This is a genomic window from Arthrobacter sp. P1_A5, assembly GCF_056406825.1.
This window is the reverse complement of the sequence record NZ_JBFTZL010000043.1, coordinates 1-23,380: the sequence shown is the minus strand read 5'-3', so window position 1 is coordinate 23,380 and position 23,380 is coordinate 1. Positions and strand designations below refer to the sequence as shown.

The 23,380-nt window shown below is 67.9% G+C and carries 22 protein-coding genes; 10 read left to right on the top strand and 12 right to left on the bottom strand.

Going from position 1 to position 23,380, the window contains the following annotated elements; genetic code table 11:
* The 4 genes from AC1D1S_RS09040 to AC1D1S_RS09025 form a co-directional block, all read right to left on the bottom strand.
* A partial coding sequence (locus AC1D1S_RS09040) for an inositol monophosphatase family protein (RefSeq protein ID WP_476994261.1) occupies positions 1-279 on the bottom strand: 279 nt, incomplete at its 3' end.
* A gap of 76 nt (positions 280-355) precedes the next feature.
* Positions 356-1,471 (bottom strand): ribosome small subunit-dependent GTPase A, encoded by a 1,116-nt coding sequence (rsgA, locus tag AC1D1S_RS09035; protein ID WP_079553032.1) that lies wholly within the window; start codon positions 1,469-1,471, stop codon positions 356-358.
* Entirely contained in the window at positions 1,455-2,873 is a 1,419-nt protein-coding gene (gene aroA / locus AC1D1S_RS09030) for a 3-phosphoshikimate 1-carboxyvinyltransferase (RefSeq protein WP_476994260.1), read from the bottom strand. The genes rsgA and aroA overlap by 17 nt, the downstream gene beginning before the upstream one ends.
* A gap of 7 nt (positions 2,874-2,880) precedes the next feature.
* The gene (locus AC1D1S_RS09025) at positions 2,881-3,429 is read right to left on the bottom strand and encodes a DoxX family protein (RefSeq protein WP_028277492.1); all 549 of its coding nucleotides are present in this window, start codon (positions 3,427-3,429) and stop codon (positions 2,881-2,883) included.
* Positions 3,430-3,677: 248 nt separating this feature from the next.
* On the opposite strand from AC1D1S_RS09025, the gene AC1D1S_RS09020 reads away from it, so the two are divergent.
* Both AC1D1S_RS09020 and rsrA read left to right on the top strand, forming a co-directional pair.
* Entirely contained in the window at positions 3,678-4,430 is a 753-nt protein-coding gene (locus AC1D1S_RS09020) for a sigma-70 family RNA polymerase sigma factor (RefSeq protein WP_156945176.1), read from the top strand.
* Positions 4,427-4,687 (top strand): mycothiol system anti-sigma-R factor, encoded by a 261-nt coding sequence (rsrA, locus tag AC1D1S_RS09015; protein WP_018775287.1) that lies wholly within the window; start codon positions 4,427-4,429, stop codon positions 4,685-4,687. The genes AC1D1S_RS09020 and rsrA overlap by 4 nt, the downstream gene beginning before the upstream one ends.
* A gap of 97 nt (positions 4,688-4,784) precedes the next feature.
* Here rsrA and AC1D1S_RS09010 read toward each other — a convergent pair whose 3' ends face one another.
* The 5 genes from AC1D1S_RS09010 to AC1D1S_RS08990 all read right to left on the bottom strand — a co-directional run bounded on the left by AC1D1S_RS09010 (position 4,785) and on the right by AC1D1S_RS08990 (position 11,108).
* On the bottom strand, positions 4,785-4,859 hold the full coding sequence (locus AC1D1S_RS09010) for a 50S ribosomal protein bL37 (RefSeq protein WP_104061284.1): 75 nt from the start codon (positions 4,857-4,859) through the stop codon (positions 4,785-4,787).
* A 114-nt stretch (positions 4,860-4,973) separates the two neighbouring features.
* Positions 4,974-5,612: a PadR family transcriptional regulator gene (locus AC1D1S_RS09005; RefSeq protein WP_028277494.1), complete on the bottom strand. Its 639-nt coding sequence runs from the start codon at positions 5,610-5,612 to the stop codon at positions 4,974-4,976.
* A complete protein-coding gene (locus tag AC1D1S_RS09000) occupies positions 5,612-6,439 on the bottom strand; it encodes a DUF4097 family beta strand repeat-containing protein (RefSeq protein ID WP_243181229.1) in 828 nt (275 codons plus the stop codon). The genes AC1D1S_RS09005 and AC1D1S_RS09000 overlap by 1 nt, the downstream gene beginning before the upstream one ends.
* A gap of 150 nt (positions 6,440-6,589) precedes the next feature.
* Positions 6,590-7,189, bottom strand: a complete 600-nt coding sequence (locus AC1D1S_RS08995; RefSeq protein WP_028277496.1) for a GDSL-type esterase/lipase family protein — start codon at positions 7,187-7,189, stop codon at positions 6,590-6,592.
* A 112-nt stretch (positions 7,190-7,301) separates the two neighbouring features.
* Positions 7,302-11,108 carry a multifunctional oxoglutarate decarboxylase/oxoglutarate dehydrogenase thiamine pyrophosphate-binding subunit/dihydrolipoyllysine-residue succinyltransferase subunit gene (locus AC1D1S_RS08990; RefSeq protein ID WP_243181230.1) on the bottom strand — a complete coding sequence of 1,269 codons (3,807 nt, stop codon included), beginning with the start codon at positions 11,106-11,108 and terminating at the stop codon, positions 7,302-7,304.
* A 365-nt stretch (positions 11,109-11,473) separates the two neighbouring features.
* Between AC1D1S_RS08990 and AC1D1S_RS08985 the strand changes: the two genes are divergently transcribed.
* The 6 genes from AC1D1S_RS08985 (at position 11,474) to AC1D1S_RS08960 (ending at position 18,559) form a co-directional block, all read left to right on the top strand.
* The gene (locus AC1D1S_RS08985) at positions 11,474-12,952 is read left to right on the top strand and encodes a GuaB1 family IMP dehydrogenase-related protein (RefSeq protein ID WP_243181231.1); all 1,479 of its coding nucleotides are present in this window, start codon (positions 11,474-11,476) and stop codon (positions 12,950-12,952) included.
* A gap of 318 nt (positions 12,953-13,270) precedes the next feature.
* On the top strand, positions 13,271-14,608 hold the full coding sequence (locus AC1D1S_RS08980) for a hemolysin family protein (protein ID WP_028277498.1): 1,338 nt from the start codon (positions 13,271-13,273) through the stop codon (positions 14,606-14,608).
* Positions 14,605-15,669 carry a hemolysin family protein gene (locus tag AC1D1S_RS08975; protein WP_028277499.1) on the top strand — a complete coding sequence of 355 codons (1,065 nt, stop codon included), beginning with the start codon at positions 14,605-14,607 and terminating at the stop codon, positions 15,667-15,669. Before AC1D1S_RS08980 ends, AC1D1S_RS08975 begins: the two co-directional genes overlap by 4 nt.
* 162 nt (positions 15,670-15,831) lie before the next feature.
* Entirely contained in the window at positions 15,832-16,806 is a 975-nt protein-coding gene (locus AC1D1S_RS08970) for a metal ABC transporter solute-binding protein, Zn/Mn family (protein ID WP_243181232.1), read from the top strand.
* A 49-nt stretch (positions 16,807-16,855) separates the two neighbouring features.
* The gene (locus AC1D1S_RS08965; RefSeq protein WP_476994259.1) at positions 16,856-17,671 is read left to right on the top strand and encodes a metal ABC transporter ATP-binding protein; all 816 of its coding nucleotides are present in this window, start codon (positions 16,856-16,858) and stop codon (positions 17,669-17,671) included.
* Positions 17,672-18,559 carry a metal ABC transporter permease gene (locus AC1D1S_RS08960; RefSeq protein ID WP_243181234.1) on the top strand — a complete coding sequence of 296 codons (888 nt, stop codon included), beginning with the start codon at positions 17,672-17,674 and terminating at the stop codon, positions 18,557-18,559.
* A 123-nt stretch (positions 18,560-18,682) separates the two neighbouring features.
* On the opposite strand, the gene AC1D1S_RS08955 is transcribed toward AC1D1S_RS08960, so the two are convergent.
* Complete coding sequence (locus tag AC1D1S_RS08955; RefSeq protein ID WP_223916071.1) at positions 18,683-19,144, bottom strand: Fur family transcriptional regulator; 462 nt, start codon at positions 19,142-19,144, stop codon at positions 18,683-18,685.
* Between the two features lie 132 nt (positions 19,145-19,276).
* On the opposite strand from AC1D1S_RS08955, the gene AC1D1S_RS08950 reads away from it, so the two are divergent.
* A complete protein-coding gene (locus AC1D1S_RS08950) occupies positions 19,277-19,933 on the top strand; it encodes an MBL fold metallo-hydrolase (RefSeq protein ID WP_243181235.1) in 657 nt (218 codons plus the stop codon).
* A gap of 61 nt (positions 19,934-19,994) precedes the next feature.
* Here the strand turns inward: AC1D1S_RS08950 and cds1 are convergent, their stop codons facing one another.
* Positions 19,995-21,095, bottom strand: coding sequence for an L-cysteine desulfhydrase Cds1 (cds1, locus tag AC1D1S_RS08945; protein ID WP_243181236.1), 1,101 nt, complete (start codon positions 21,093-21,095; stop codon positions 19,995-19,997).
* A 48-nt stretch (positions 21,096-21,143) separates the two neighbouring features.
* Here cds1 and AC1D1S_RS08940 point away from each other — a divergent pair, with 48 nt between their 5' ends.
* Positions 21,144-22,016, top strand: coding sequence for a sulfurtransferase (locus AC1D1S_RS08940; RefSeq protein WP_243181237.1), 873 nt, complete (start codon positions 21,144-21,146; stop codon positions 22,014-22,016).
* Between the two features lie 77 nt (positions 22,017-22,093).
* Here AC1D1S_RS08940 and AC1D1S_RS08935 read toward each other — a convergent pair.
* Positions 22,094-23,380, bottom strand: a 1,287-nt coding sequence (locus tag AC1D1S_RS08935) for an HNH endonuclease (RefSeq protein WP_476994258.1), incomplete at its 5' end; no start/stop codon positions are given.

Genomic DNA, 23,380 nt, shown 5'->3' with positions numbered 1-23,380 from the left:
CGTGCCGTCGATCGGGTCGATGATCCACCGGCGGGAACCGTGGCCCGAGCTGCCGAACTCTTCGCCCAGGACCGCGTCACGCGGACGTGACCGGGAGAGCTGGCCGCGGATGGCCTCTTCCGCGGACTTGTCGGCATCGGTGACGGGTGTGAGGTCGGGCTTCGTCTCGATCCGAAGGTCGAGCGCCTTGAAGCGGCTCATGGTCTGGGAATCGACCGAATCTGCCAGTACATGGGCAAGGCGCAGGTCATCGTTGTAGCTCGAAGCGGGTTGGCTCATGGTTCCAAACTACCGTCAAACCGGGCTGCCGGGCGGGAGGCCGCGGCTCGGCGCCGCCGCCCCGTTGCCGGTCCGGCTAGGAGACGGTGCCCAGTTCCTTGGTTTCCTGCGCTTCCATCCGCGGGTCAGTGCCCAGCAGCCGGCGCAGGGACGCGAGCCTGGCCGGTCCCGAGGGCCCCGCGTGCCCGGCCGCAACCCACTTGTCGACCCCGCAGTTGACGGCGGTGGAGTCATGCTTGCAGCCGCGTTCGCAATCATCGGTGCCCGGTTCCAGGTCCGGGAAGGAACGCAGGATCCGGTCCGGGTCCACGTGGGCCAGGCCGAAGGACCGGATGCCGGGGGTGTCGATGATCCAGCTCCCGGCCGGGGCATCGTTGACTTTGAGCGCCAGTGCCGACGAGGACGTGTGGCGGCCGCGGCCGGTGACCGCGTTCACGCCTCCCGTGGCCCGCTCGGCCCCGGTCAGGGCGTTGACCATGGTTGACTTGCCGACGCCGGAGTGGCCCAGCATCACGGTGACCTTGCCGTCGAGGTAGTCGCGCAGCTGGGATACCGCGTCCTTGTCGAGCCGGGCGGAGAGCCCRTCGTCGGAGCGGGCGTCGATGCCGGAAGCGGCGGAGTCGGCGGTCTTGGAGATGATGACGGGGAAGTCGAGGTGCTGGTAGTTGGACAGCAGCTCGGCGGGATCCTTGACGTCGGCCTTGGTGACGAGCAGCAGCGGTTCGATGCCGGCGTCGTACGCGGCGACCAGTGCGCGGTCGATGAAACCGGTCCGCGGCTCGGGGTTGGCGGCGGCGACCACCACCACCAGCTGGTCGGCGTTGGCCACGACGGCACGTTCGATCGGGTCCGTGTCGTCGGCGCTGCGGCGCAGCAGCGTCTTGCGGTCCTGGATCTTGACCAGCCGCGCCAGGGTGTCGGGCTCGCCGGTGACGTCCCCGACCAGGGAGACGAAATCGCCGGCAACCACCGGGTTGCGGCGCAGCTCCCGGGCACGGGCCGCGATGATCTTGCGTTCGTCCGCGGTCCCCTCGCCGACGACGGCGGTGTAGCGGCCGCGGTCAACGGTGATGATGCGTCCGGTGACGGCGTCGTCGTAGCTGGGCCGGTCCTTGGTGCGGGGCCGGGTGCCCTTCTTGTTCGGCCGGATCCGGACGTCGGACTCGTCCCAGGAATCAGTGCTGCGTGCCACCGGCGGTGTCCTCATCTGCGGCGGGTCCCTGGGCCAGCATCGCTTCCCAGAGTTGCGGGAAATCGGGCATGGTCTTGGCCGTGGTTGCGATGTCCTCGACTTCCACGCCGGCTACGGCAAGGCCGAGGATGGCGCCGGCGGTTGCCATGCGGTGGTCGGCGTAGCTGTGCACCACACCGCCGTGCAGCGCGGCCGGGCGGATGATGAGGCCGTCGGGGGTTTCTTCGGCGTCGCCGCCGAGGCGGTTGATTTCGGCGACGAGGGCGGCGAGCCGGTCCGTTTCATGGCCGCGGAGGTGGGCGATGCCGCCCAGCCGTGAGGGGCCGGTGGCGAGGGCGCACAGCGCGGCTACGGTGGGGGCGAGTTCGCTGGTCTCGTCGAAGTCGCCGCCCTTGATCTCCGGCCCTCCGCTGACGGTCAGGGTGCCGCCGTCAACCGTCACCGTGGCGCCCATAGCGGTCAGGATTCCGCGCCAGAGATCACCCACCTGGGTGGTTTCCGCGGGCCAGTTCGGGATCCGCACGGTGCCGCCGGTGGCCAGGGCCGCCGCGAGGAAGGGTCCGGCGTTCGAGAGGTCCTGCTCGATCCGGACGTCGAAGGCGCGGATCGGGCCGGGGGAGACAACCCAGTGGTTCGGCACCGAGTCGTCGACCGCCACGCCCACGCCGCGCAGCACGGCCACGGTCATGTTGATGTGGTCCAGGCTCGGCACGGGCTTGCCGACGTGTTCGAGGTGGAGTCCCTCGGTGAAGCGCGCCCCGGCCAGCAGCAGGGCGGAGACGAACTGGGACGAAGCGCTGGCATCAATGACCAGGTGGCCGCCGCGCACCTCGCCCGAGCCGTGCACCGTGAACGGCAACGACGACGCCGGACCGCCGTCGGGCGCGGTCACCGCCACACCCAGGCCGGCGAGAGCCTCGATAATGGTGCCCATGGGGCGTTTGCGGGCATGCGGGTCGCCGTCGAAACGGGACTCACCGCGGCGCAGCGCGGCCACCGGCGGCACAAAGCGCATGACCGTGCCGGCCAGGCCGCAGTCGATCGCCGTGTCCGCCGCCGCGGCATCCATGCTGATCGGGACGATTTCCAGGTCGGGGCCGAAGGCGCCGTCGCCGGGCACTTCCGTGACGGTGGCCCCCAACTGCCGCAGGGCCTCAATCATCAGCGCGGAATCCCGGGAGTGCAGGGGAGCCCGCAGCCGGGAAGGTCCGTCCGCGAGGGCGGCGAGCRCGAGGTACCGGTTGGTCAGGGACTTGGATCCGGGAACGGTGACAGTGGCATCGACCGGCCGTGCGGCGAAGGGGGCGGGCCAGTGCGTACCGGCGTCGGCTGCATGGGGACCGGCTGCATGGGCGCCGGCAGGGTGGGACGGGGCAGCTGCAGAGGGGGTGGTGCCAGTCATTACCGTCTTAGGCCCCGGCAGAGTGGTCTACGGCCTTGCGGACGACTTTGTCGGCCTTCTTCAGCTGCTTGTTGGTGGTCTTGCGGGCATCGGCGGCGAGGTGTCCGGCGCTCTTCTTGGCATCGGCGGCCAGGTGCCCGGCGCGCCAGGCCAGGCTGGGCTTGCCGGCGGTATCGACCGCGGCGAGGAGCACGCCGCCGGTGAGGGAGACGTTTTTCAGGAGCTGTTTGCGGCGGGCGTCGCGGGCTTCCTTCGAGGAGATGTCCGCGCTGCGCCATTCGACGTAGCCGTTCAGGAGCGAAATGACGGCGAGCAGGGTGGCCGCCAGCCGGGCGGACTTGCCGAGGGCGAAGCAGACGCCGGCACCGATCTGGGTGCCGCCGATCACGCGTGCCACGACTTTCTCATTTGGCTGGAACGGCAAGGCGTCGGCCGCACGCCGCAACAGGGGGGACAGCTGGGCCGCAGTGTCATCCGCGTTCTTGAGCTTGTCCATGCCGGCGAGGACGAAACTGGAGGCGAGCATGGGCCGGGCGAGAAAGCGGACAAACGACATGAATTTCCTCCTGGATGGACGAACAGCGGCTTCACTGCGGGAGAACCGGTTCTAGTCTTGCACTTTTGCGGAATATTTGCCCGCAGGACGTGGTTGTGAAAGGCAGATCCCAGCAGGCTAACGAAGGCGGAGATTTGACTCTGGTCAAAGACAGGGCGGAACCGGAAGCCGGTTCCGGGCAATCATGGACCCTCGCGCTTCCGTCGGTTCCGGGTGCCCGGCGGAAGGTGACAGTAGACTTGAACGCAATGAGCACCATGGACCCGGCCGTTGCGGCCATGCACGAGGTTGCCGGAAACGACGCCACGCCCACCAAGACACCTGATGCCGGCACGCCCGCCGCTTTGGAGACCGAGGTGGACGGGAAGCCCCTTGATGTCTCCACCGAGTCCGCGGAAGAGCGCCGGGTGCGCTTTGAGCGTGACGCCATGCAGTACGTGGACCAGCTGTATTCGGCGGCCATGAGGATGGCCCGGAACCCCTCCGACGCCGAGGACCTGGTCCAGGAGGCGTATACGAAGGCGTTTTCCGCGTTCCACCAGTACAAGCCCGGAACCAATCTGAAGGCCTGGCTGTACCGCATCCTCACCAACACGTACATCAACCTGTACCGGAAGCGTCAGCGCGAGCCGCTGCAGTCGAATTCGGACACCATCGAGGACTGGCAGCTGGCCCGCGCCGAGTCGCATACGTCCTCGGGACTGCGTTCGGCGGAGGCTGAGGCCCTGGACCACCTGCCCGACTCGGATGTGAAGCGCGCCCTCCAGTCGATTCCGGAGGAATTCCGGCTGGCCGTGTACTTCGCCGACGTCGAGGGTTTCGCGTACAAGGAAATTTCGGACATCATGAACACCCCCATCGGGACCGTCATGTCGCGGCTGCACCGCGGCCGGAAGATGCTGCGGGACATGCTGGCGGACTATGCCGCCGAACGAGGATTCAGGGCCGCCACCGAGTCAAGCGCCGCGGCCGACAGCAACAAACAGGAGAACAGGAAATGAGCGACTGCCAGGGACTGGGCGATTGCGATGACGCCCGGATGCAACGTATCTATGAATATCTGGATGGTGCGCTCACGCGTGCAGACATCGCAGAGATCAAGGACCACCTGGACAGTTGCCCGGAGTGCCTGGAGCAGTACGACCTCGAATGTGTCATCCGCGTGATGGTCAAGCGTTCGTGCACGGAAGCAGCTCCGGAAAACCTCAAGAACTCCATCCTGGACCGGATTCACTCGATCCGGACAGTGGAAGCGTGAGCCGGACCAGGGAAGCCTGAGCCGACATAAACGAATGACCCCGGAATCCGTGAGGATTCCGGGGTCATTCGTTTAAAGCTGTCATTCCAAGCTTTGCTTAGGCGTTGGGGCGCTTACCGTGGTTCGCGCCGCCACGCTTACGGTCACGACGTTTACGTGCACGTTTGCTCATAGCTGGCCTCCTTAATCTTGGTACTCAAAAGAGCTGCCCTCAAGTCTCCCACATCGCGGCACCCGCCGCGAACCGGAGGCCCGTGCTACGGGCCGCGGCCGGTCCGGCCCGGCCTCAGCCCTCCAACGAATTTCGGATCGAGATCCGGGCCTGGTCCAGCACGGTCCTGACCGTTTCGAGCGTGACGGCGGTAACCGGACGGCTCCCGGCATGACGGCGCAGTTCCACCCGCATGTCGTCCCGGAACGCCTGCACCAGCATTTCCGCCTCCTTCAGCCGCCGTTCGCCCTCCGGGGAGTACCGCGGGCTTCCCGCGCCGCCGGCAGTGCCCGTCCCGCCGGCAGAACCGGCGGCGCGGGCCGAGGTCCGGGCCGCCTCCGCCGTGGCCGCAAGGTCGGCCCGGAGGCCGCGCATGTTGACGCGGATGTCCTGGCGCAGGTTGTCGGCAAGCCGGCGGACCGACGCCGAGATGTCGTTCTCGACGCCGGCGAGTTCGTCCCGCCGGCGGTTCAGTTCCGTGAGGCCGGCCGGAGTGATGCTGTAGTTGGTGCGGCGGCCTTCCGTGCGGGTGGCGACGAGCCCTTCCTCTTCGAGCTTGCCCAGGCGCGGGTAGATGGTTCCGGCACTGGGGGAGTACGTGCCGCCGAAACGCTCGCTGAGCGCCTTGATCAGCTCGTAGCCGTGCTTGGGGCCCGATTCGAGCAGGGCGAGCAGGTACAGCCGCAGCGCCCCGTGGGCGAAGACGGGAGGCATCAGAGGGCCGTTTCGGTGTCCGGGCTGGGCTGGCCGTGGAAGAGCGACGTTTTTCCGGAGACCGAGTTGGTCCGGACCAGCATCAGCTTGGCGTCCGGTCCCGCAATGGTCTGCACCGTGCCGCCGGGCTGGACGTACCTCGTGTCATCGATGACCACCGCGCCGCTGGCGGACTTGGCCACGATGTCCACCCCGACGTCGTGCGGCAGCCGGATGGTGACGTCACCGGAGACCGAATTGGCGCCAAAGTCATGGGTGAAGCCGTGCAGGTCGAAGTTCAGGTCGCCGCTGACGGTGTTCGCCCGGATGTTGCTGAATTCGCCCGAGGCCGTCACTTCACCGGAGACGCTCTTGGCGGTCAGGACGCCGCGGTGGTTGCGGGCAATCACCTCGCCGCTGACAGTGTTGACGGACAGGTTGCCGGCGGTGCCGTCGGCCAGCACGGATCCCGAGACGGTGTTGAGCCGGGTGTGGCCGCTGAGCCCGGAAACCATGCCGTCGCCACTCACCGTCCCGGCCTCGACCTCGACGCCGGCCGGCAGGGCGATGCTGATGACCACCGAGTTGCTGCTGCCGTTGTTGACGGTGCTCATCAGGTTCTTGAACCAGCCCTGCGGGCCGTGCAGCTGGTGGCGGACTTCCAGGCGGCCGTTGACGATCGAAACCGACAGGGGATCGCCTTCGATTTCGGAGACCTCGATCCTGGCAACGTCCTCGTCATGGGTGACGACGTCGAAGCGGCCGCGGACAATCCCGAGTTTGAGGGAGTGGACGCCGTCGACGTCGATGGTCTGCGGGCCGGTCACGGTCCACGTGTTCTCTGACATGGTTCCTCCGGAAAGGCGAAAGGGGCTGGGCAACTAACGATATATCGCGACTATGAAGTCACGATATATCGCGCTTGCCGGCAGGTCAAGATATATCGCGAAATCCCCTGGAGGGTGGGACCCGGCGCGACCGGTTGCCTGCTTGCCCGCCTATTCCGGAGTGTCCAGGCCCAGCCACTGGAACCAGCCGCGGTGCAGCACGAGCCAGGCCATGAGGCCATAGCCGGCCTGGCCGGGCGTGCCGCCGTTGGCCGCGAGGTCCTGGCGCCACTGCTCGTGGTTCAGCAGCGGCGAGAACGTGTCGACATAGAGGTGCTTCCGGCGCGTCGTGACGTCGGCGAAGGCGGTGTTGAGCTCGCCGAGCCTGCGGTTCTGTGCGGGGTCGAGCGTGGGCGGCGGGCCCACGACGAAGACCTCGATCTTGTTCTGGGAGGCGGAGTCCAGGATGTTGGCCAGGTTCAGGCGGCTTCGGGCAGTGGACAGGCCGAACTCAATGTCGCGTCCTGACAGGCCGATCACCAGGCGGTTTTCGTGGTGGTTGCCGAATCGTCGGCCCGACTCCTCGAGCCAGCGGGCTGCAAGGCCCTCGGTGCCCTCTTCGGGGCATGGCAGGGAGTAACACTCCAGGGCCACGCTGTCCTGCGGCGTGCGGGCCAGGACCCGGCCCAGCCAGCCCAAGGCGCGCGGATCACCAAGCCCGGCCAACAGCTCGTCCCCAACGGCTGCGATCCGCAGCTTCCGATCTTCCACGACTACCTCTTCACTTCAACGCTGTCCATCAAGCTGACCACTAATAGTCCATTAAACAGAACCGCCCGGCCGGAGTGTTGTTGTTTCAGTCTCCGGCCGGGCAGTAATGCCGCTATTTACGAGCGAATGCCTGCTTGAGCAGGGAGTCCTGTTCTGCCGCGTGGCGCTTCATCGACCCTGCCGCGGTGGAGGCCGAGGCGGGGCGGGAGATGAGGCGGACCCGGCGGTCCAGGGCGTCCGGCAGGTTCAGGCCGATGAACGGCCACGGACCCTGGTTGGCCGGTTCATCCTGCGCCCAGACCACTTCGGCGTTCGGGTACTTGGCCAGCTCCGCGGCGATCTCGTCGGCCGGCAGCGGGTACAGCTGCTCGACGCGGACGATCGCCGTGGTCTTGTTCTCGGTCTTCTGCCGGGTGGACAGCAGATCGTAGTACAGGCGTCCGGAGACCAGCAGCACGCGTTCGACGGCGTCGGCCTGCAGCTGCGCGTGTTCCGGAATGACCGGGCGGAACGAGCCGGTGGTGAAGTCCTCCACGGAGGACGCGGCGGCCTTGAGGCGGAGCAGCTGCTTGGGCGTGAAGATGATGAGCGGCTTGCGCGGCCTGCTGTACGCCTGGCGGCGCAGCAGGTGGAAGTGCGAGGCCGACGTCGTGGGGTTGGCCACGATCATGTTCTCTTCGGCGCACATCTGCAGGAAGCGCTCGATGCGGGCGGAGGAGTGGTCCGGGCCCTGGCCCTCGTAGCCGTGCGGCAGCATGAGAACCAGCGAGGACCGCTGGCCCCATTTCTGCTCGGCCGAGGAGATGAACTCATCGATGATGGTCTGCGCGCCGTTGACGAAGTCACCGAACTGCGCTTCCCAGAGCACCAACGCATCCGGGCGTTCCACCGAGTATCCGTATTCGAAGCCCATGGCGGCGTATTCGGAGAGCAGCGAATCGTAGATCCACAGCTTCGCCTGGTCATCCGAGAGGTGGGACAGCGGAAGCCACTCGTCGCCGTTGGCGCGGTCGTGGAAGACGGCGTGGCGCTGCACGAAGGTGCCGCGGCGCGAGTCTTGGCCTGCGAGCCGGACGGGGACGCCTTCCATGATGAGCGAACCGAACGCGGCCAGTTCACCGAAGCCCCAGTCGATGCCGCCTTCGCGGGACATCGCCTCACGCTTCTCCAGCAGCTGCTTGAGCTTGGCGTGGACGGTGAAGCCGTCCGGGATATCGGTGTGGGCCTTGCCGATGCGGGCCAGGGTCTCCGCGGAGATCGCGGTGGATACCGGCGCGCTGACGCCGGAATCGGACTGCTGGGCCATCGGGCGTTCCAGGTCCGACACCGCGGCCGAATCGGCCGTGATGATCGGGATCGGGGACGTCTGGGCCGCGTGGGTTTCCGCGAAGACGCGTTCCAGGCGTTCCTGGTAGTCCCGCAGCAGCTGCTCGGCTTCTTCCTCGGTGATGTCACCGCGGCCGATCAGTGATTCGGTGTACAGCTTGCGGACCGAGCGCTTGGCCTCGATCAGGTTGTACATCAGCGGCTGGGTCATCGAGGGGTCATCGCCCTCGTTGTGGCCGCGGCGGCGGTAGCAGACCATGTCGATGACAACGTCCTTGTGGAACCGCTGACGGAACTCGTAGGCAAGCTGCCCGATGCGGACCACGGCCTCCGGGTCGTCGCCGTTCACGTGGAACACCGGTGCCTGGATCATCTTGGCGACGTCAGTGGAGTACGTGGAGGAACGCGAGGACGACGGTGCAGTGGTGAAGCCGACCTGGTTGTTGACCACGATGTGGATGGTGCCGCCGGTGCGGTACCCGCGCAGCTGGGAGAGGTTGAGCGTTTCCGCGACCACGCCCTGGCCCGCGAAGGCGGCGTCGCCGTGCACCATGATCGGCAGCACGGGGAACGCCTCRCCCTGGTCCAGGCGGTCCTGCTTGGCACGGACGATTCCTTCGAGGACGGAATCGACGGCCTCAAGGTGGGACGGGTTCGCGGCGAGGTAGACCTTGGTCTCCTTGCCGTTGTCCGAGGTGAAGGTGCCCTCGGTGCCCAGGTGGTACTTGACGTCACCGGAGCCCTGCACGGAGCGCGGGTCCTGGGTGCCTTCGAATTCGCGGAAGACCTGCGCGTAGGTCTTGCCCGCGATGTTGGTCAGCACGTTGAGCCGGCCGCGGTGGGCCATGCCGATCGCCACTTCGTCGAGTTCGTCGTCGGCGGCGTCGGAGATGATCGCGTCCAGCAGCGGGATCAGGGACTCGCCGCCCTCGAGTGAGAAGCGCTTCTGGCCGACGAACTTCGTCTGCAGGAAGGTCTCGAAGGCCTCGGCGGCGTTGAGCTTGGAGACGATGCGCAGCTGCTCGTCGCGGCTCGGCTTCGAGTACGGGTGCTCCAGCTGGTCCTGGAACCACTTGCGCTCGGCCGGGTCCTGGATGTGCATGTATTCGATGCCGGCGGTGCGGCAGTAGGCATCACGGAGGACGCCGAGGATGTCGCGGAACTTGAGCATCGGCCTGCCGCCGAAGCCGCCGGTGGGCCACTCGCGGTCCAGGTCCCACAGGGTCAGGCCGTAGGTCAGGACATCGAGGTCCGGGTGCTTGCGCTGGACGTACTCGAGCGGATCGGTGTCCGCCATGAGGTGGCCGCGCACGCGGTAGGCGTGGATCAGCTGCTGGATCCGGGCGACCTTGTTGATCTCGTCGGCCGGGTCCACCTGCAGGTCGGGGCTCCAGCGCACGGGCTCGTAGGGGATGCGCAGGGACTCGAAGATCTCGTCGTAGAAGTTCTGTGCGCCCAGCAGCAGCTGGTGCACGAGCTTGAGGAACTCGCCGCTGCCGGCACCCTGGATGACGCGGTGGTCATAGGTGGACGTCAGCGTGAGGACCTTGCTGATCGCGTTCTGCGCGATGATCTTCTCGCTGGCACCCTGGAACTCGGCCGGGTAGTCCAGTGCGCCGACGCCGATGATGGCGGCCTGGCCCTTGGACAGGCGCGGGACCGAGTGGACGGTGCCGATGCCGCCGGGGTTGGTCAGGGACACGGTGGTGCCGGAGTGGTCGTCCGCGGTCAGCTTGCCGTTGCGGGCACGCTTGATCAGGTCCTCGTAGGTGTGCCAGAACTCGGAGAAGTTGAGGGTCTCCGCCTTCTTGATGTTCGGGACCATGAGCAGGCGGGTGCCGTCGGGCTTGGGCATGTCGATCGCGATGCCGAAGTTCACGTGCGCCGGCTGGACAGCCACCGGCTTGCCGTCGATCTCGTCGTAGTAGACGTTCATCGACGGGAACTGGGACAGGGCGCGGATGACGGCGTAGCCGATCAGGTGCGTGAAGGAGACCTTGCCGCCGCGGGCGCGGGCCAGGTTGGAGTTAATGACCACGCGGTTGTCGATCAGGAGCTTCGCCGGGATGGCGCGCACGCTCGTGGCGGTCGGCACTTCCAGGCTGGTGACCATGTTCGAGGCGATCGCCTTGGCCGGGCCGCGCAGGACCGAGACGACGTCTTCTTCGGGAGCCGTCGGGGCCTTGAGGTTCTTGGGCAGCTGCGCCGGGATCGGCGCGGTGCCGGGGCCGGCGTCGGAAGTCTTGGAGCCGTCCCGGGCGACGGTGGCCGGGGCTTTCTTGGCGGCGGGCGCAGCCGGGGCGGCGGGGGCTGCGGGCGCAGCCGTGGCGGCGGGGGCGGCGGGCGCAGGTGCAGCCGGAGCGGCGGCGGGCGCTACAACGGGAAGTTCACGGGTGGCAGGATGCACAGCTGTCGCGGTGCCGGACGTTCCGTTGGCGGGAGAGGCGTCACTAGCTTCAAAGGATTCGAACAGGGGCCACCACTTGGAGTCGACCGTGTTCTTGTCCTGCTGGTAACGCTCATACAGTTCGTCAACGAGCCACTCGTTTCCGCCAAATTCCTCTGGTAGACGGTGGCTAGGCTGCTCTGGCACTTGAAATACGCCTCTTCCGTGAGTTTGATTCCCTCTGGCTTCCACGGTGCCTCGGCACAACGATTGAGCCAGTCTCTGCGTCCAGTGAACCCAGACCCATGCCAGTCTAGTGAGGATTCTTGCCAAACCGCCAATAAGCGTGACCCAAATCATGATCCGCCCCGGCAGCCGCCGAATTGCGGTGAAGAAGAGTTGCAGAATCGGCCCCGGATGCGGCCCTCATGCGGTGCCCTGCGCGAGGCCGGACGCGGTGCTGGCCCCGGCGCCGGAGGCGGTGCCGGCCCCGCCGGAAACCCACCTAGAATGCAGTGAGAACCCGTTTGTCGCCGACGGTGCCAGCTGCGGGTGCCAGCAAAGGAGCAGCAGTGCGTTTCCTGAATGAGCCCACCGCCGATCTGACCTACTCGGACCTCTTCCTGGTCCCGTCCCGGTCCGATGTCACCTCCCGCCTGGACGTCGACCTCGCGGCCGACGACAGGACCGGCTCCGCGATCCCGCTGGTGGCGGCGAACATGACGGCGGTCACGGGGAAGCGGATGGCCGAGACCATGGCCCGCCGCGGCGGCCTTGGCGTCCTGCCGCAGGACGTCCCGCTCGACGTCATCCGTGACGTCACGGCCTGGATCAAGGGACGCCACCCGGTCCTGGAAACCCCCGTCACGCTCGCGCCCACGGACACCGTCATTGATGCCCTCCACCTGATGGGCAAGCGGCCGCACGGGGCCGTTGTGGTGGTGGACGACTCCGGCGCGGTCACCGGTGTTGTCCGGGCCACCGACTGCGAGGGCCAGGACCGTTTCGCGTCCCTGGCCTCCGTCATCCGCCACCAGCCGCTGGTGCTCGACGCCGGACCGCTCGCCGGCGGATTGTTTGGGGGCGGGTCGGCGGCCGATGCTGCGCAGGCCCTCCGCGGCGCCTTTGAGGCGATGGACGCCGCCGGAACCGACTACGCACCGGTGCAGCAGGACGGGGTCCTGGCCGGCGTGCTCACCCGTAAGGGCGCCCTGCGCGCCACGCTCTACCGGCCGTCCCTGGACGACGAGGGCAGGCTGAAGGTCGCCGCCGCCGTCGGAATCAACGGGGACGTGGCCGGGCGGGCCGCCGAATTGCTGGCGGCCGGCGTCAACGTGCTGGTCCTCGACACCGCGCACGGGCACCAGCAGAAAATGTTCGACGCCCTCGCCGCCGTGAAGGGTCTCAACCCCGGCGTGCCGGTAGTCGCCGGCAACGTCGTCACCGGCGAGGCAACGCGTGAGCTCATCGAGGCCGGGGCGGACATCGTCAAGGTCGGCGTGGGTCCGGGCGCCATGTGCACCACGCGCATGATGACGGCCGTGGGCCGCCCGCAGTTCAGCGCCGTCCTGGAATGTTCCGCCGCGGCCCGGGAAGCGGGCGGCCGGGTGTGGGCCGACGGCGGGGTCCGCTACCCGCGCGACGTCGCGCTGGCCCTGGCCGCCGGGGCCAGCCAGGTCATGATCGGCTCCTGGTTCGCCGGTACGCACGAGAGCCCCGGGGACCTGCAGCTCGACGCCTCGGGCCGGCAGTACAAGGAGAGCTTCGGCATGGCGTCCGCCCGGGCGGTGCAGAACCGCAACCAACGCGAGGGCGCCTTCGAAAAGGACCGCAAGGCCCTCTTCGAGGAAGGCATCTCCACCTCCCGCATGTACGTCGACGCGGCCCGGCCCGGCGTCGAGGACCTGCTGGACATGATCACCGCGGGCTTGCGCAGTTCCATGAGCTACGCCGGCGCTGCCGATCTCGCCGCTTTCCGGGAACGCGCCGTGGCAGGCATCCAGTCCGCGGCCGGGTACGAGGAGGGCCGGCCCGTCCCGCAGAGCTGGTGAATCCGGCGCGGCCGGGGACGCGGGCGGTCGGGGGCTGGCGGCGGTTGCTCCTGTAGACTGAACTTCTTATGGACAGTAAATCTAGGTGCCGGCCTGGGGGCTGTCAGCGGAGTACGGAAACCGTGCCCGCCCAGTCCACCCGCAGAGCCGGCAAACCCCGTTCACGTGCCCATCATTCTCCGGCCGCACGCCATTCCGGAGCTTTCCAGGAAACAGGGTCGGCCGCCGCCGACCATCCTCCGCCAGACCGGGCCTTCCCGCATTTGCGTCCCCTGACGCGTCACGTGCCATGCGCTGCTGCGGAAGCAGGCCGCTGACATGGAATGGCTACTCCTCGCAGCAGGCCTCCTGCTCATCCTCGGCACCGGCTTCTTTGTCGCCGTGGAATTTTCCCTGGTCGCCCTGGACCAGGCCACTGTGCAGCGCGCCGTTGACACCGGCGACACCGCCGCCGAGCCGTTGCTCAGATGTCTCAAGTCACTCTCCACCCAGCTTTCCAGCTGCCAGCTGGGCATCACCATGACCACGCTGCTGACCGGCTATGTCATGGAACCGTCCGTGGGCAAGCTGCTCGAAGGCCCCCTCACCGCGCTCGGTGTCCCGCCGGCGGCGGCTGCCTCGCTGTCCCTGGTCCTGGCAATGGCGGTGGCCACCCTGCTCTCCATGGTGATCGGCGAACTGGTGCCCAAGAACATGGCCATCGCGCTGTCCTTCCCGATCGGCAAGGCCGTCGCCCGGCCCCAGCTGGTGTTCACCGCTATCTTCAAGCCCGCCATCGTGGTGCTCAACGGCTTCTCCAACAAGGTCCTCAACGTCTTCGGCCTGGAGGCCAAGGAGGAAATCTCCGGCGCCCGCACCCCGGCCGAGCTGGCCTCGCTGGTGCGCCGCTCCGCGGCCATGGGCACCCTCGACGCCGGAACGGCCAACTTCATCGCCCGAACCCTGAAGTTCTCCGGGCGGACCGCCGCGGACGTCATGACCCCCCGCATCCGCGTGGAGACCATCGACGCCGACCAGCCCGTCTCGGATATCGTCGAGGCCGCCAAGCGCACCGGATATTCCCGGTTCCCCGTGATCGGCGAGTCCTCCGATGACATCCGCGGCGTGGTCCACATCAAGAAGGCCATTGCCGTGCCCGCGGACCGCCGCGCCAAGCTGCAGGCGGGGGCCATCATGACCGACGTGCTCCGGGTCCCCGAAACCATCCACCTTGACGCCCTCCTCGCCGAACTGCGCGAGGGCAACCTGCAACTGGCCGTAGTCCTGGATGAATACGGTGGAACCGCTGGCATCACCACGCTGGAGGACCTCGTGGAGGAAATCGTCGGGGAAGTGGCCGATGAGCATGACAAGGTCCGGCCCGGCCTGCTCCAAAGCGCCTCCGGGGACTGGTACTTCCCGGGCCTGCTCCGGCCCGATGAACTCTCCGAACAGATCCCGGGCCTGACCGTGCCCGACGAGGCTGCCTACGAAACGGTGGGAGGCTACGTCATGAGCCAGCTCGGCCGCATCGCGGCAGTCGGCGACACGGTCGACGTCGTCGGCGGGACACTCAGCGTGACACGCATGGACGGCCGCCGGATCGACCGGATCTGTTTCCGGCCCATCCGCGTGTCCGGCGACGGCCAGCCCGCCAGCCAGGCAGGTGCCGCATGAGCGACTGGGCAGGAATCCTCTGGCTTGCGTTCCTCCTGGTGGGCAACGCCTTCTTCGTGGCCGCCGAATTCGCCGTCATGTCGGCCCGCCGCAGCCAGATCGAGCCGCTGGCCGAGGCAGGTTCCAAGCGCGCCCAGACCACACTGCGGGCGATGGAAAACGTTTCCCTCATGCTCGCCTGCGCCCAGCTCGGCATCACCGTCTGCTCGCTGCTGATCCTGCAGGTGGCCGAGCCCGCGATCCACCACCTCCTGGCCGTGCCGCTGGAAGCGGTGGGCGTCCCCGAGGAGGTCGCGAACATTGTGGCCTTCGCCGTCGCCCTGCTGTTGGTGACGTTCCTGCACGTCACGTTCGGGGAAATGGTGCCCAAGAACATCTCCGTGTCCGTCGCGGACAAGGCGGCGCTGCTGCTGGCGCCGCCGCTGATGTTCATCGGGCGGCTCGTCAAGCCCGTCATTGCGGCGCTTAACTGGTCCGCGAACCACATCCTGAAGCTGATGCGGATTGAGCCGAAGGACGAGGTGACCTCCACCTTCACCCTTGAAGAAGTGCAGTCGATCGTGCAGGAATCCACCCGCCACGGACTCGTGGACGACGACGCCGGACTCATCACCGGAGCGCTCGAGTTCTCCGAACACACCGCGTCCCGTGTGATGGTTCCGCTGGGCAAGCTCGTCATGCTCAAGGCGGCCACCACTCCGGTCGAATTCGAAAAGGCAGTGAGCCGGACCGGGTTCTCGCGCTTCCCGATGCTCGACGACGACGGCATGCTGGCCGGCTACCTCCACATCAAGGACGTGCTGTCCATCCCGGACGCCGGGTACCACCAGCCCATTGCGGAAAGCCGCATCCGGTCGCTGGCGAACCTCGCCATGGACGACGAAATCGAGCAGGCCATGTCCGTCATGCAGCGCACGGGTTCGCACCTGGCCCGCGTGATCGGACCCGACGGGCTGACCCAGGGCGTGTTGTTCCTCGAAGACGTGATCGAGCAGCTCGTCGGCGAAATCCGGGACGCGACGCAGGCCACCGGCTACCGCAGGCTGGGCCAGGACCAGTAAGGGACAGCCCAATAACGGGCAGCCCAGCAGCGGATGGGGCAGCTGCGGCCGGGCATTGGCGGGGCACGCCGTGTATCCCTAAATAGGAATGATTCCTATTTAGGGATACACTCGGGCTGTTGCTATTGCTCCTGATTCTCAATAACAGATCCGAGGTTTTCCGTGCGTCGTCCCGCTGCCCGAGTCCTGCTGGCTGGTCTTGCCGGCCTGGGCCTCCTGCTCACCGCGTGCAGTCCGACGTCCGGCAGCCTGCGGGGGACCGCGGGGGACGGCATGGTCAACGTCGTCGCATCCACCAGCGTGTACGGCGACATCGTCTCCAGCATCGGCGGCGACAAGGTCCGGGTCAGCTCGATCATCAACCGCACCAGCCAGGACCCGCACTCGTACGAGGCGACCACGCAGGACAAGCTGGCCGTCTCCAAGGCCGAGCTGGTGGTGGAGAACGGCGGGGGATACGACGCCTTCATGGACACGCTGGCGACCGACACCGGACTGGACCGCGGCAGCGTCATCAGCGCCGTGGACGTTTCAGGCCTTGTCTCCGAAAGCGCTGCCAGCGAAAGCCCGGCAGCGGCGAGCCCCGACTCCGCCGGCCACACCCACGGGTCCACGGGGCTGAACGAACACGTCTGGTACAGCCTGCCTGCCATGTCCCGCCTCGCGGACGCCGTCGCCGAGAAGCTGGGCTCGCTGGAACCGGCCTCGGCGCAGACGTTCCGGAGCAACGCGGCGGCCTTCAAGGACTCGCTCGGAGGCCTGGAAGCGAAGCTCGCCGCCATCAAGTCCTCGGCGGGCCACGCGCCCGTGGCCGTCACCGAGCCCGTACCGCTTTACCTGCTCGAGGACGCCGGACTGGAGAACGAGACCCCGGCCGAGTACACGGCGGCGATCGAGGAGGACGCCGACGTCCCACCCGCAGTGCTCAAGACCACCGTCGATCTCGTGGCATCCCGGGGCGTAAGGCTGCTGGCCTACAATACTCAGACCGAGGGACCGCAGACGGCGGCGGTGAAAAAGGCCGCCGAGAACGCCGGCGTCCCGGTCGTGAACTTCAGCGAGACCCTCCCGGACGGCCAGTCCTATCTGCAATGGATGACCGGAAACGTGGAGAGCATCGGCAAGGCCCTAGGATGATCGCAACAGCGGGAGCAGCCATCTCCGCGGAAAATCGAGGAAACCCCTTTTGACACCGGTAGTGAGCCTGCGCGGCGCCTCCCTGGCGTTCGGCCAACGGACTCTCTGGGAGGGCCTGGACCTGGACATCAACCCCGGTGAATTCTTTGCCGTGCTCGGGCCCAACGGCAGCGGCAAGACCACCTTCCTGAAGGTCCTGCTGGGACTGCAGGAACTGAGCACGGGAACGGCCGTGCTCGACGGCCACCCCGTTGAGCGGGGAAGCCGCCGGATCGGCTACGTGCCCCAGCAGAAATCATTCGACCCCGATACGCCCCTGCGCGCCCGCGACCTCGTGGCCCTCGGCGTAGACGGCCACCGCTGGGGCATCCGCCTCGGCAGCGCCAAGGTGAACCGTAAAGTCGATGAACTCCTGGAGCTTGTGGGCGCCACCGATTACGCCAAGGTGCCGGTGGGGCAGCTTTCCGGCGGTGAGCAGCAGCGCCTCCGCGTGGCGCAAGCCCTCGCGACCGATCCCAAGGTGCTGCTGTGCGACGAGCCGCTGCTCTCCCTTGACCTTCAGCACCAGCAGGSCGTCAGCGCGYTGATCAACAGGCAATGCCRCGASGCGGACAGCGCCGTGGTGTTCGTGACCCACGAGATCAACCCGATCATGGACTACGTGGACCGGGTCCTGTACCTGGCCGGCGGAAAGTTCCGGGTGGGCACACCCGCGGAGGTCATGACCACCGAGGTGCTCTCCGATTTGTATGACAGCCGTGTTGAAGTCATCCAGGCCAACGGCCGGCTGATCGTCGTCGGGCTGCCGGATGCCGCGACGCACCACCATCTGGACGCGCACTCAGTCGCGGGCGAGGTGGGCTAAATGGATCTGGGCGACCTGCTGCACTCAATCTTCAACTTCGAAAACTACGGCGAGCTGCTGGTCCTGGTGCAGAACTCCATCTGGGCCGGCGCCGTCCTCGGGCTGCTCGGCGGAATCATGGGCACCTTCGTGATGAAACGCGACCTCGCCTTCGCCGTCCACGGAATCTCGGAACTCTCCTTTGCCGGCGCGGCGTTCGCACTGCTGATCGGCGCCGACATCATCCTCGGCTCGCTGGCGGGATCCGTGCTGGCAGCCCTGGTGCTCGGCGTGATGGGGGTCCGCGCACGGGACAAGAACTCGATCATCGGCGTCATCATGCCCTTCGGGCTTGGCCTGGGCATCCTCTTCCTGTCCCTGTACGAGGGCCGGGCGGCCAACAAGTTCGGCCTGCTCACCGGGCAGATCGTGTCGGTCGGGACCGTCCAGCTGCAGGTCCTGGCGGTCGCCGCCGTCGTGGTGATGCTGGCGTTGGCCGCCATCTGGCGGCCGTTGACCTTTGCCAGTGTCGACCCCGACGTCGCCACCGCCCGCGGCGTCCCGGTGCGGGCCCTGGCCCTTGGGTTCATGGTGCTGCTGGGCATCAGCGTGGCGCTGTCCATCCAGATTGTCGGCGCCCTGCTGGTGCTGGCCCTCCTGATCACGCCCGCGGCGGCGGCGATGCGCGTCACGTCCTCGCCCCGGCTGGTGGTCACGCTGAGCATCGTTTTCGCGATGACGGCGACCGTCGGAGGCATCCTGCTGGCCCTCGGCGGCCGGCTGCCGATCAGCCCCTATGTGACCACGCTGTCGTTCCTGATCTACGTGGCCTGCCGGATGATCGGCAGTGCCCGGGCCAGGCGGGGGCTCAACGGGCGGGTGGTGCGGAGCGCGGGAGCTGTGGCTTAAACGCTCTCACGCCTTTGCGGCGGAATTTCCCCAGGTTAGCCGCCGGCAGCCGGCGGGTCCCTGCGCCCCGCCGGTGATTTCCGGGGTCACGAGGTCAAAGGTGGGGAATTTCAGCAGCTCCGGCTACTGGCCGGGCTGACTGGCTGTGCATTCGGGGCACAGTCCGAAGATTTCCACGGTGTGCTCCACTGCGGTGAAGCCGTGCTCATTCGCGATCCGCGCGGCCCAGGCCTCGACCGCCGGTGCTTCCACTTCCACGGCCTTGCCGCAGTTCCGGCACAGCAGGTGATGGTGGTGCCCGGTGACGGCGCACCGCCGGTACACCGCCTCGCCGTCGGCGTTGCGCAGGACATCCACCAGCCCGTCGTCGGCGAGGGACTGCAGGATCCGGTAGGAGGTCGCGAGGGACACCGCGGTGCCGCGCTCCTGGAGGATGCGGTGCAGTTCCTGGGTGCTGACGAAGTCCGCCAGGTCGTCCAAGGCGGCACTGACGGCGAGGCGTTGCTTGGTGACGCGCTGTTCCTTGCCCTGCACGGGTGCCGAGGCCGGAGTCCGGCTGCTGCCGGTGGTAGCGCCTTGGGACATCGTGGAACTCGCTTCGTCATAAGAATTTGCGGGTGGGACTCGCTAAGGGTGGCAATGTCCAAGATTACCAGCGCCCAAGATTGCCAGCACCGCTCCGTGGACACTGTGACGGCTGGTGCCTAGGCTGGCCGGATGAAGCTGACGAAATTTACTCACGCCTGTGTCCGCCTCGAACAGGACGGCCGGGTGCTGGTGTTTGACCCGGGCACCTTTTCGGAGACGGACCAGGCCTTGGCCGGAGCACATGCTGTGCTCATTACCCACGAGCACGCGGACCATGTGGACGTCGACGCCGTCGCCGCGGCGTTGCAGTCGAACACCACCCTTGAGCTTTTCGCCCCGGAGACCGTGGCCGCGACGCTCCGCGGCAAGGCGCCCGACGCCGCGAGCCGCATCCATGCGGCGGGCGCGGGCGAGGAATTTGAAACGTCGGGCTTCGCCATCAGGACCTTTGGCGGCCAGCACGCCCTCATCCATCCGCAGATCCCCGTGGTGGCCAACGTCGGCTACCTCGTCGACGGCAATGTCTACCATCCGGGGGACTCCTTCGCGATCCCCGACGGCGTCGACGTCAAGACGCTGCTGGTACCCATCCACGCTCCGTGGAACAAGGTGGGCGAAGTGGTGGATTTTGTCATCGGTGTCCGCGCACCGCAGGCCTTCCCGATCCACGACGCGCTGCTGAACGAGCTGGGCCGCGGCCTGGTGGAGGGGCACGTGACCCGGATCGGCGCCAAGTACGGCACCGAGTACCGGCACCTCTCAAGCGGCGATACAGCGGAGGTTTAGCCGCCGCGGGCGCCTTGGCGGGCTTAGGCCGGCGTACTGGCGGGCGTGCTGGCCGGCTGGCTTAGGCCGGCCAGGCGCCGGTCCGGAAGAACTCGCGCAGCACGGCCTCATGGGGTTCGGGATCCAGGCCGTGGGCCTCCAGCCACTCCGGGTTGTAGTAATTCCCGGCATAGCGGTCCCCGGCGTCGCACATCAGGGTCACAACACTGCCCCGGCGGCCCTCCGCGATCATCCCGGCGATAAGCTGCCACGCGCCCCAGAGGTTGGTCCCGGTGGACGGACCCGCGTGCAGACCGGCGTGGTCCCTCAGATGCCGCATGGCCGCCACCGAGGCGGCGTCGGGAACCTGGATCATGTGGTCGATCACGGCGGGCACAAAACTCGGCTCCATCCGCGGCCGGCCGATGCCCTCGATGCGGGAGGGCAATCCCGCCGCGGGTACGGCAGCTGTCCCGCCGTCGGGCCGGCTGTTCCGCCAGCCCGGATAGAACGCGGAATTTTCCGGGTCGACGACGGCGAGGCCCGTCTCGTAGCGGTGGTAGCGCAGGTACCGGCCAATCGTGGCGCTGGTCCCGCCGGTGCCGGCCCCGACCACCACCCAGCGGGGGACCGGGTGCTCCTCCAGCGCCAGCTGGCCGAAGATCGATTCGGCGATGTTGTTGTTCCCGCGCCAGTCCGTGGCCCGTTCGGCATACGTGAATTGGTCCATGTAGTGTCCGCCTGTGCTGCTGGCCAGATCCGCGGCGGCCTCGTAGACCTCGGAGGCGTGGTCCACCAGATGGCAGGAGCCGCCGAACTGTTCGATCAGGGCGATTTTCTCGCGGCTGGTGGTCCGGGTCATCACGGCGATGAAGGGCAGTCCCAGCAGCTGCGCAAAATAGGCTTCGGAGACGGCGGTGCTGCCGCTGGATGCCTCCACGATTGTGGTGCCTTCCCGGATCCAGCCGTTGACGAGGCCGAAGAGGAACAGGGACCGCGCCAGACGGTGCTTGAGGCTGCCGGTGCGGTGGGTGGACTCGTCTTTCAGGTAAAGCTGCACGCCCCAGTGCTCCGGGAGCGGCACCGAATACAGGTGGGTGTCGGCAGAGCGGTTGTTTTCGGCGTTGATCCGGCGGACGGCCTCGTCGGCCCAGGCCCGGTCCTGCAGGTGCGCGGTGTTCACCGCTACAGCCTACCGGGGGCGGTGGGACGCCAAAGATAGAGTGGGGAAATGGACACAATTCTCGATGCTGCCGCCCTCAAGGACCGGATGGACGACGCCGGCGCAGCCGGCCAGCGCACAGTACTCCTCGACGTTCGCTGGGCGCTGGGAGATCCCCACGGTCACGATCACTACCTGCGCGGACACATCCCCGGGGCCGTCTTCGTGGATCTCGCCACTGAACTTGCCGGACCGGCGGAACCGGCACGCGGCAGGCATCCGTTGCCGCCGTCGGAGCAGTTCCAGGAGTCTGCGCGCCGCTGGGGCATCAACGACGGCGATGCGGTCGTAGCGTACGACGACAGCGGCAACATGGCTGCGGCCCGGCTGTGGTGGATGCTGCGCAACGCCGGCTTTAGTTCTGTGTACCTGCTCGACGGCGGCCTGGCCGCGTGGCGGGCTGCCGGGTTCGAGCTGGTTGCCGGACCCGAACAGCCCGCACCCGGAAACGTCACCCTGTCCGACGGCGCCATGCCCGCGATCGACGCCGGACAAGCCGCCACTTGGGGCCGGCAGGGGCTGCTGTTGGACGCCCGGGCGGGGGAGCGGTACCGCGGTGAAATCGAGCCCGTGGATCCCCGCGCCGGCCATATTCCGGGGGCCGTCAGTGCCCCCACTACCGGGAACCTGCGCGCTGACGGGCGCTTCCTGGCCCCGGCGGAGCTGCGGGAGCGTTTCGAACGGCTCGGTTACCGGGACGGCGTCCCCACTGCCGTGTACTGCGGATCCGGAGTGACGGCGGCCCATGAAATCGCCGCCCTCGAGATTGCCGGCTTTTCCGCTGCCCTCTATCCGGGGTCCTTTTCGGAGTGGTGCCACGGTGCCGCGAACGATGTTGTCACCGGGCCGGAACCGTACGGTGAGGATGCGGCTTCACACTGAGGGCCAGCACGAGCACCGGACGGCCCGCGCAGGTTGCCCAGAGCGCCTCCAGTTCCTCCTGGGGCAGTCAATGATTCCTAGGCGGCTGCCCCTTTGGGCCTTTCGCGCCTGAGCGTTTTGGCTTGGTGCCGGAGCTGGCGCCGGTGGCGGGAGCCCGGCTGGGACCCCGGCTGGTCTCTGGCCGATGGCCGAAGCGGTGTCCCCGGCAGGGGCGGCGCGGTGGAACGGTACGTGTGGCCGGTGGGGGTGGTGAGTTCGATGGTGTGCCTCGCGCCGATGCTCGAGGCGGATCCGGGTGCGGCTTCAGGGCCGGGGCGTGCTTTCCAGCCGGGGGTTTCTTTGGTGTGGTTGCAGGCTTCGCAGCGGCCGGCGGCGTTGTCCGTGGTGGTCGGGCCGCCGGTGTGCCAGGGGACGATGTGGTCCAGGTGGCGGATGGGCGCGTCGCAGTAGGGGGTGCGGCAGGTGTCGTCGCGGGCCAGGATGAATCGGCGGTGCCCGGCGGGGAAGAGCCGGGCGCGGGAGTCCATGGCGATGAGCTCGCCGGTGCCGGGGTGGGTGTAGAGGCGGCGGAGCCAGAGGGTGAACGCGGGGTCATCGGCCCTCCCGGCGGTGCCGCCCGGTTGAGGGGGACCGCCGGACTGGCCGTCACCGTTTCTGTCCGTGTTTGGGGCCGCGGCGCCGGGTCCAGGGGGACCACTGTGTCCCGGGGAACCGCCGCCGTCACCGCTGTGGGCGCCGGCCGTGCCGTTGATGAGGCTGCGGGCCCAGCCGGCGGGGACGGTGCCGTAGCCGGGAAGCCGGGCCGGTTCGGCGCCGGCCTGGAAGAGGGCGCGGTCGGTGATGACGAGCTGGATTTCGACGCCGCTGATCCCGCCGGGAATGCCGGTGGTGCGTTCGACCAGGGCATCGGCCATCAGCTGCCCGCGGCCCCTCGGGTCCCCGGCGGCGCGGAGGGTGTCGGCGTGCCCGGTGAGGGCCTTGTAGGCGGCGACGCCCTGGGCGACGGGGAGCAGGGCGGTGAGGTGGCACATGGTGTCGGGGGCCGGGCGGAGGCTGACGTGCCGCTCGGTGGCGGCGTGCGCGGCTCGTTCGGTCACGGAGCGGGGGTCCAGCCGGTAGGCGGMGGCCCGGGCCGCGGCGACCAGGGACCGGTCACCGGCACCGGCGAACGTCCCGGTGTCGGGCGCGAGTTCCTCGTCGACGGCGGCCCGGTCGGCGGCGGTCAGGGAGGCGGTTTCGCGCACGAGCAGGGTGGCGCGCCATTCGTTCAGCTGCCCGGTTTCCAGGGCGGTGAGGGTGTGGGGCATTTCGGTCACGAGGGCTTTGGCCAGGCCCAGGAGCCGGCCGCCCTTGGCGGGTGATTC

Bases quoted from the DNA above. Each gene is read 5' to 3' on its own strand.
- AC1D1S_RS09025 (WP_028277492.1), bottom strand. From the start codon at position 3,429: ATGTCGTTTGTCCGCTTTCTCGCCCGGCCCATGCTCGCCTCCAGTTTC.
- AC1D1S_RS09020 (WP_156945176.1), top strand. From the start codon at position 3,678: ATGAGCACCATGGACCCGGCCGTTGCGGCCATGCACGAGGTTGCCGGA.
- rsrA (WP_018775287.1), top strand. From the start codon at position 4,427: ATGAGCGACTGCCAGGGACTGGGCGATTGCGATGACGCCCGGATGCAA.
- AC1D1S_RS09005 (WP_028277494.1), bottom strand. From the start codon at position 5,612: ATGCCTCCCGTCTTCGCCCACGGGGCGCTGCGGCTGTACCTGCTCGCC.
- AC1D1S_RS09000 (WP_243181229.1), bottom strand. From the start codon at position 6,439: ATGTCAGAGAACACGTGGACCGTGACCGGCCCGCAGACCATCGACGTC.
- AC1D1S_RS08980 (WP_028277498.1), top strand. From the start codon at position 13,271: ATGGAATGGCTACTCCTCGCAGCAGGCCTCCTGCTCATCCTCGGCACC.
- AC1D1S_RS08975 (WP_028277499.1), top strand. From the start codon at position 14,605: ATGAGCGACTGGGCAGGAATCCTCTGGCTTGCGTTCCTCCTGGTGGGC.
- AC1D1S_RS08960 (WP_243181234.1), top strand. From the start codon at position 17,672: ATGGATCTGGGCGACCTGCTGCACTCAATCTTCAACTTCGAAAACTAC.
- AC1D1S_RS08955 (WP_223916071.1), bottom strand. From the start codon at position 19,144: ATGTCCCAAGGCGCTACCACCGGCAGCAGCCGGACTCCGGCCTCGGCA.
- AC1D1S_RS08950 (WP_243181235.1), top strand. From the start codon at position 19,277: ATGAAGCTGACGAAATTTACTCACGCCTGTGTCCGCCTCGAACAGGAC.
- AC1D1S_RS08940 (WP_243181237.1), top strand. From the start codon at position 21,144: ATGGACACAATTCTCGATGCTGCCGCCCTCAAGGACCGGATGGACGAC.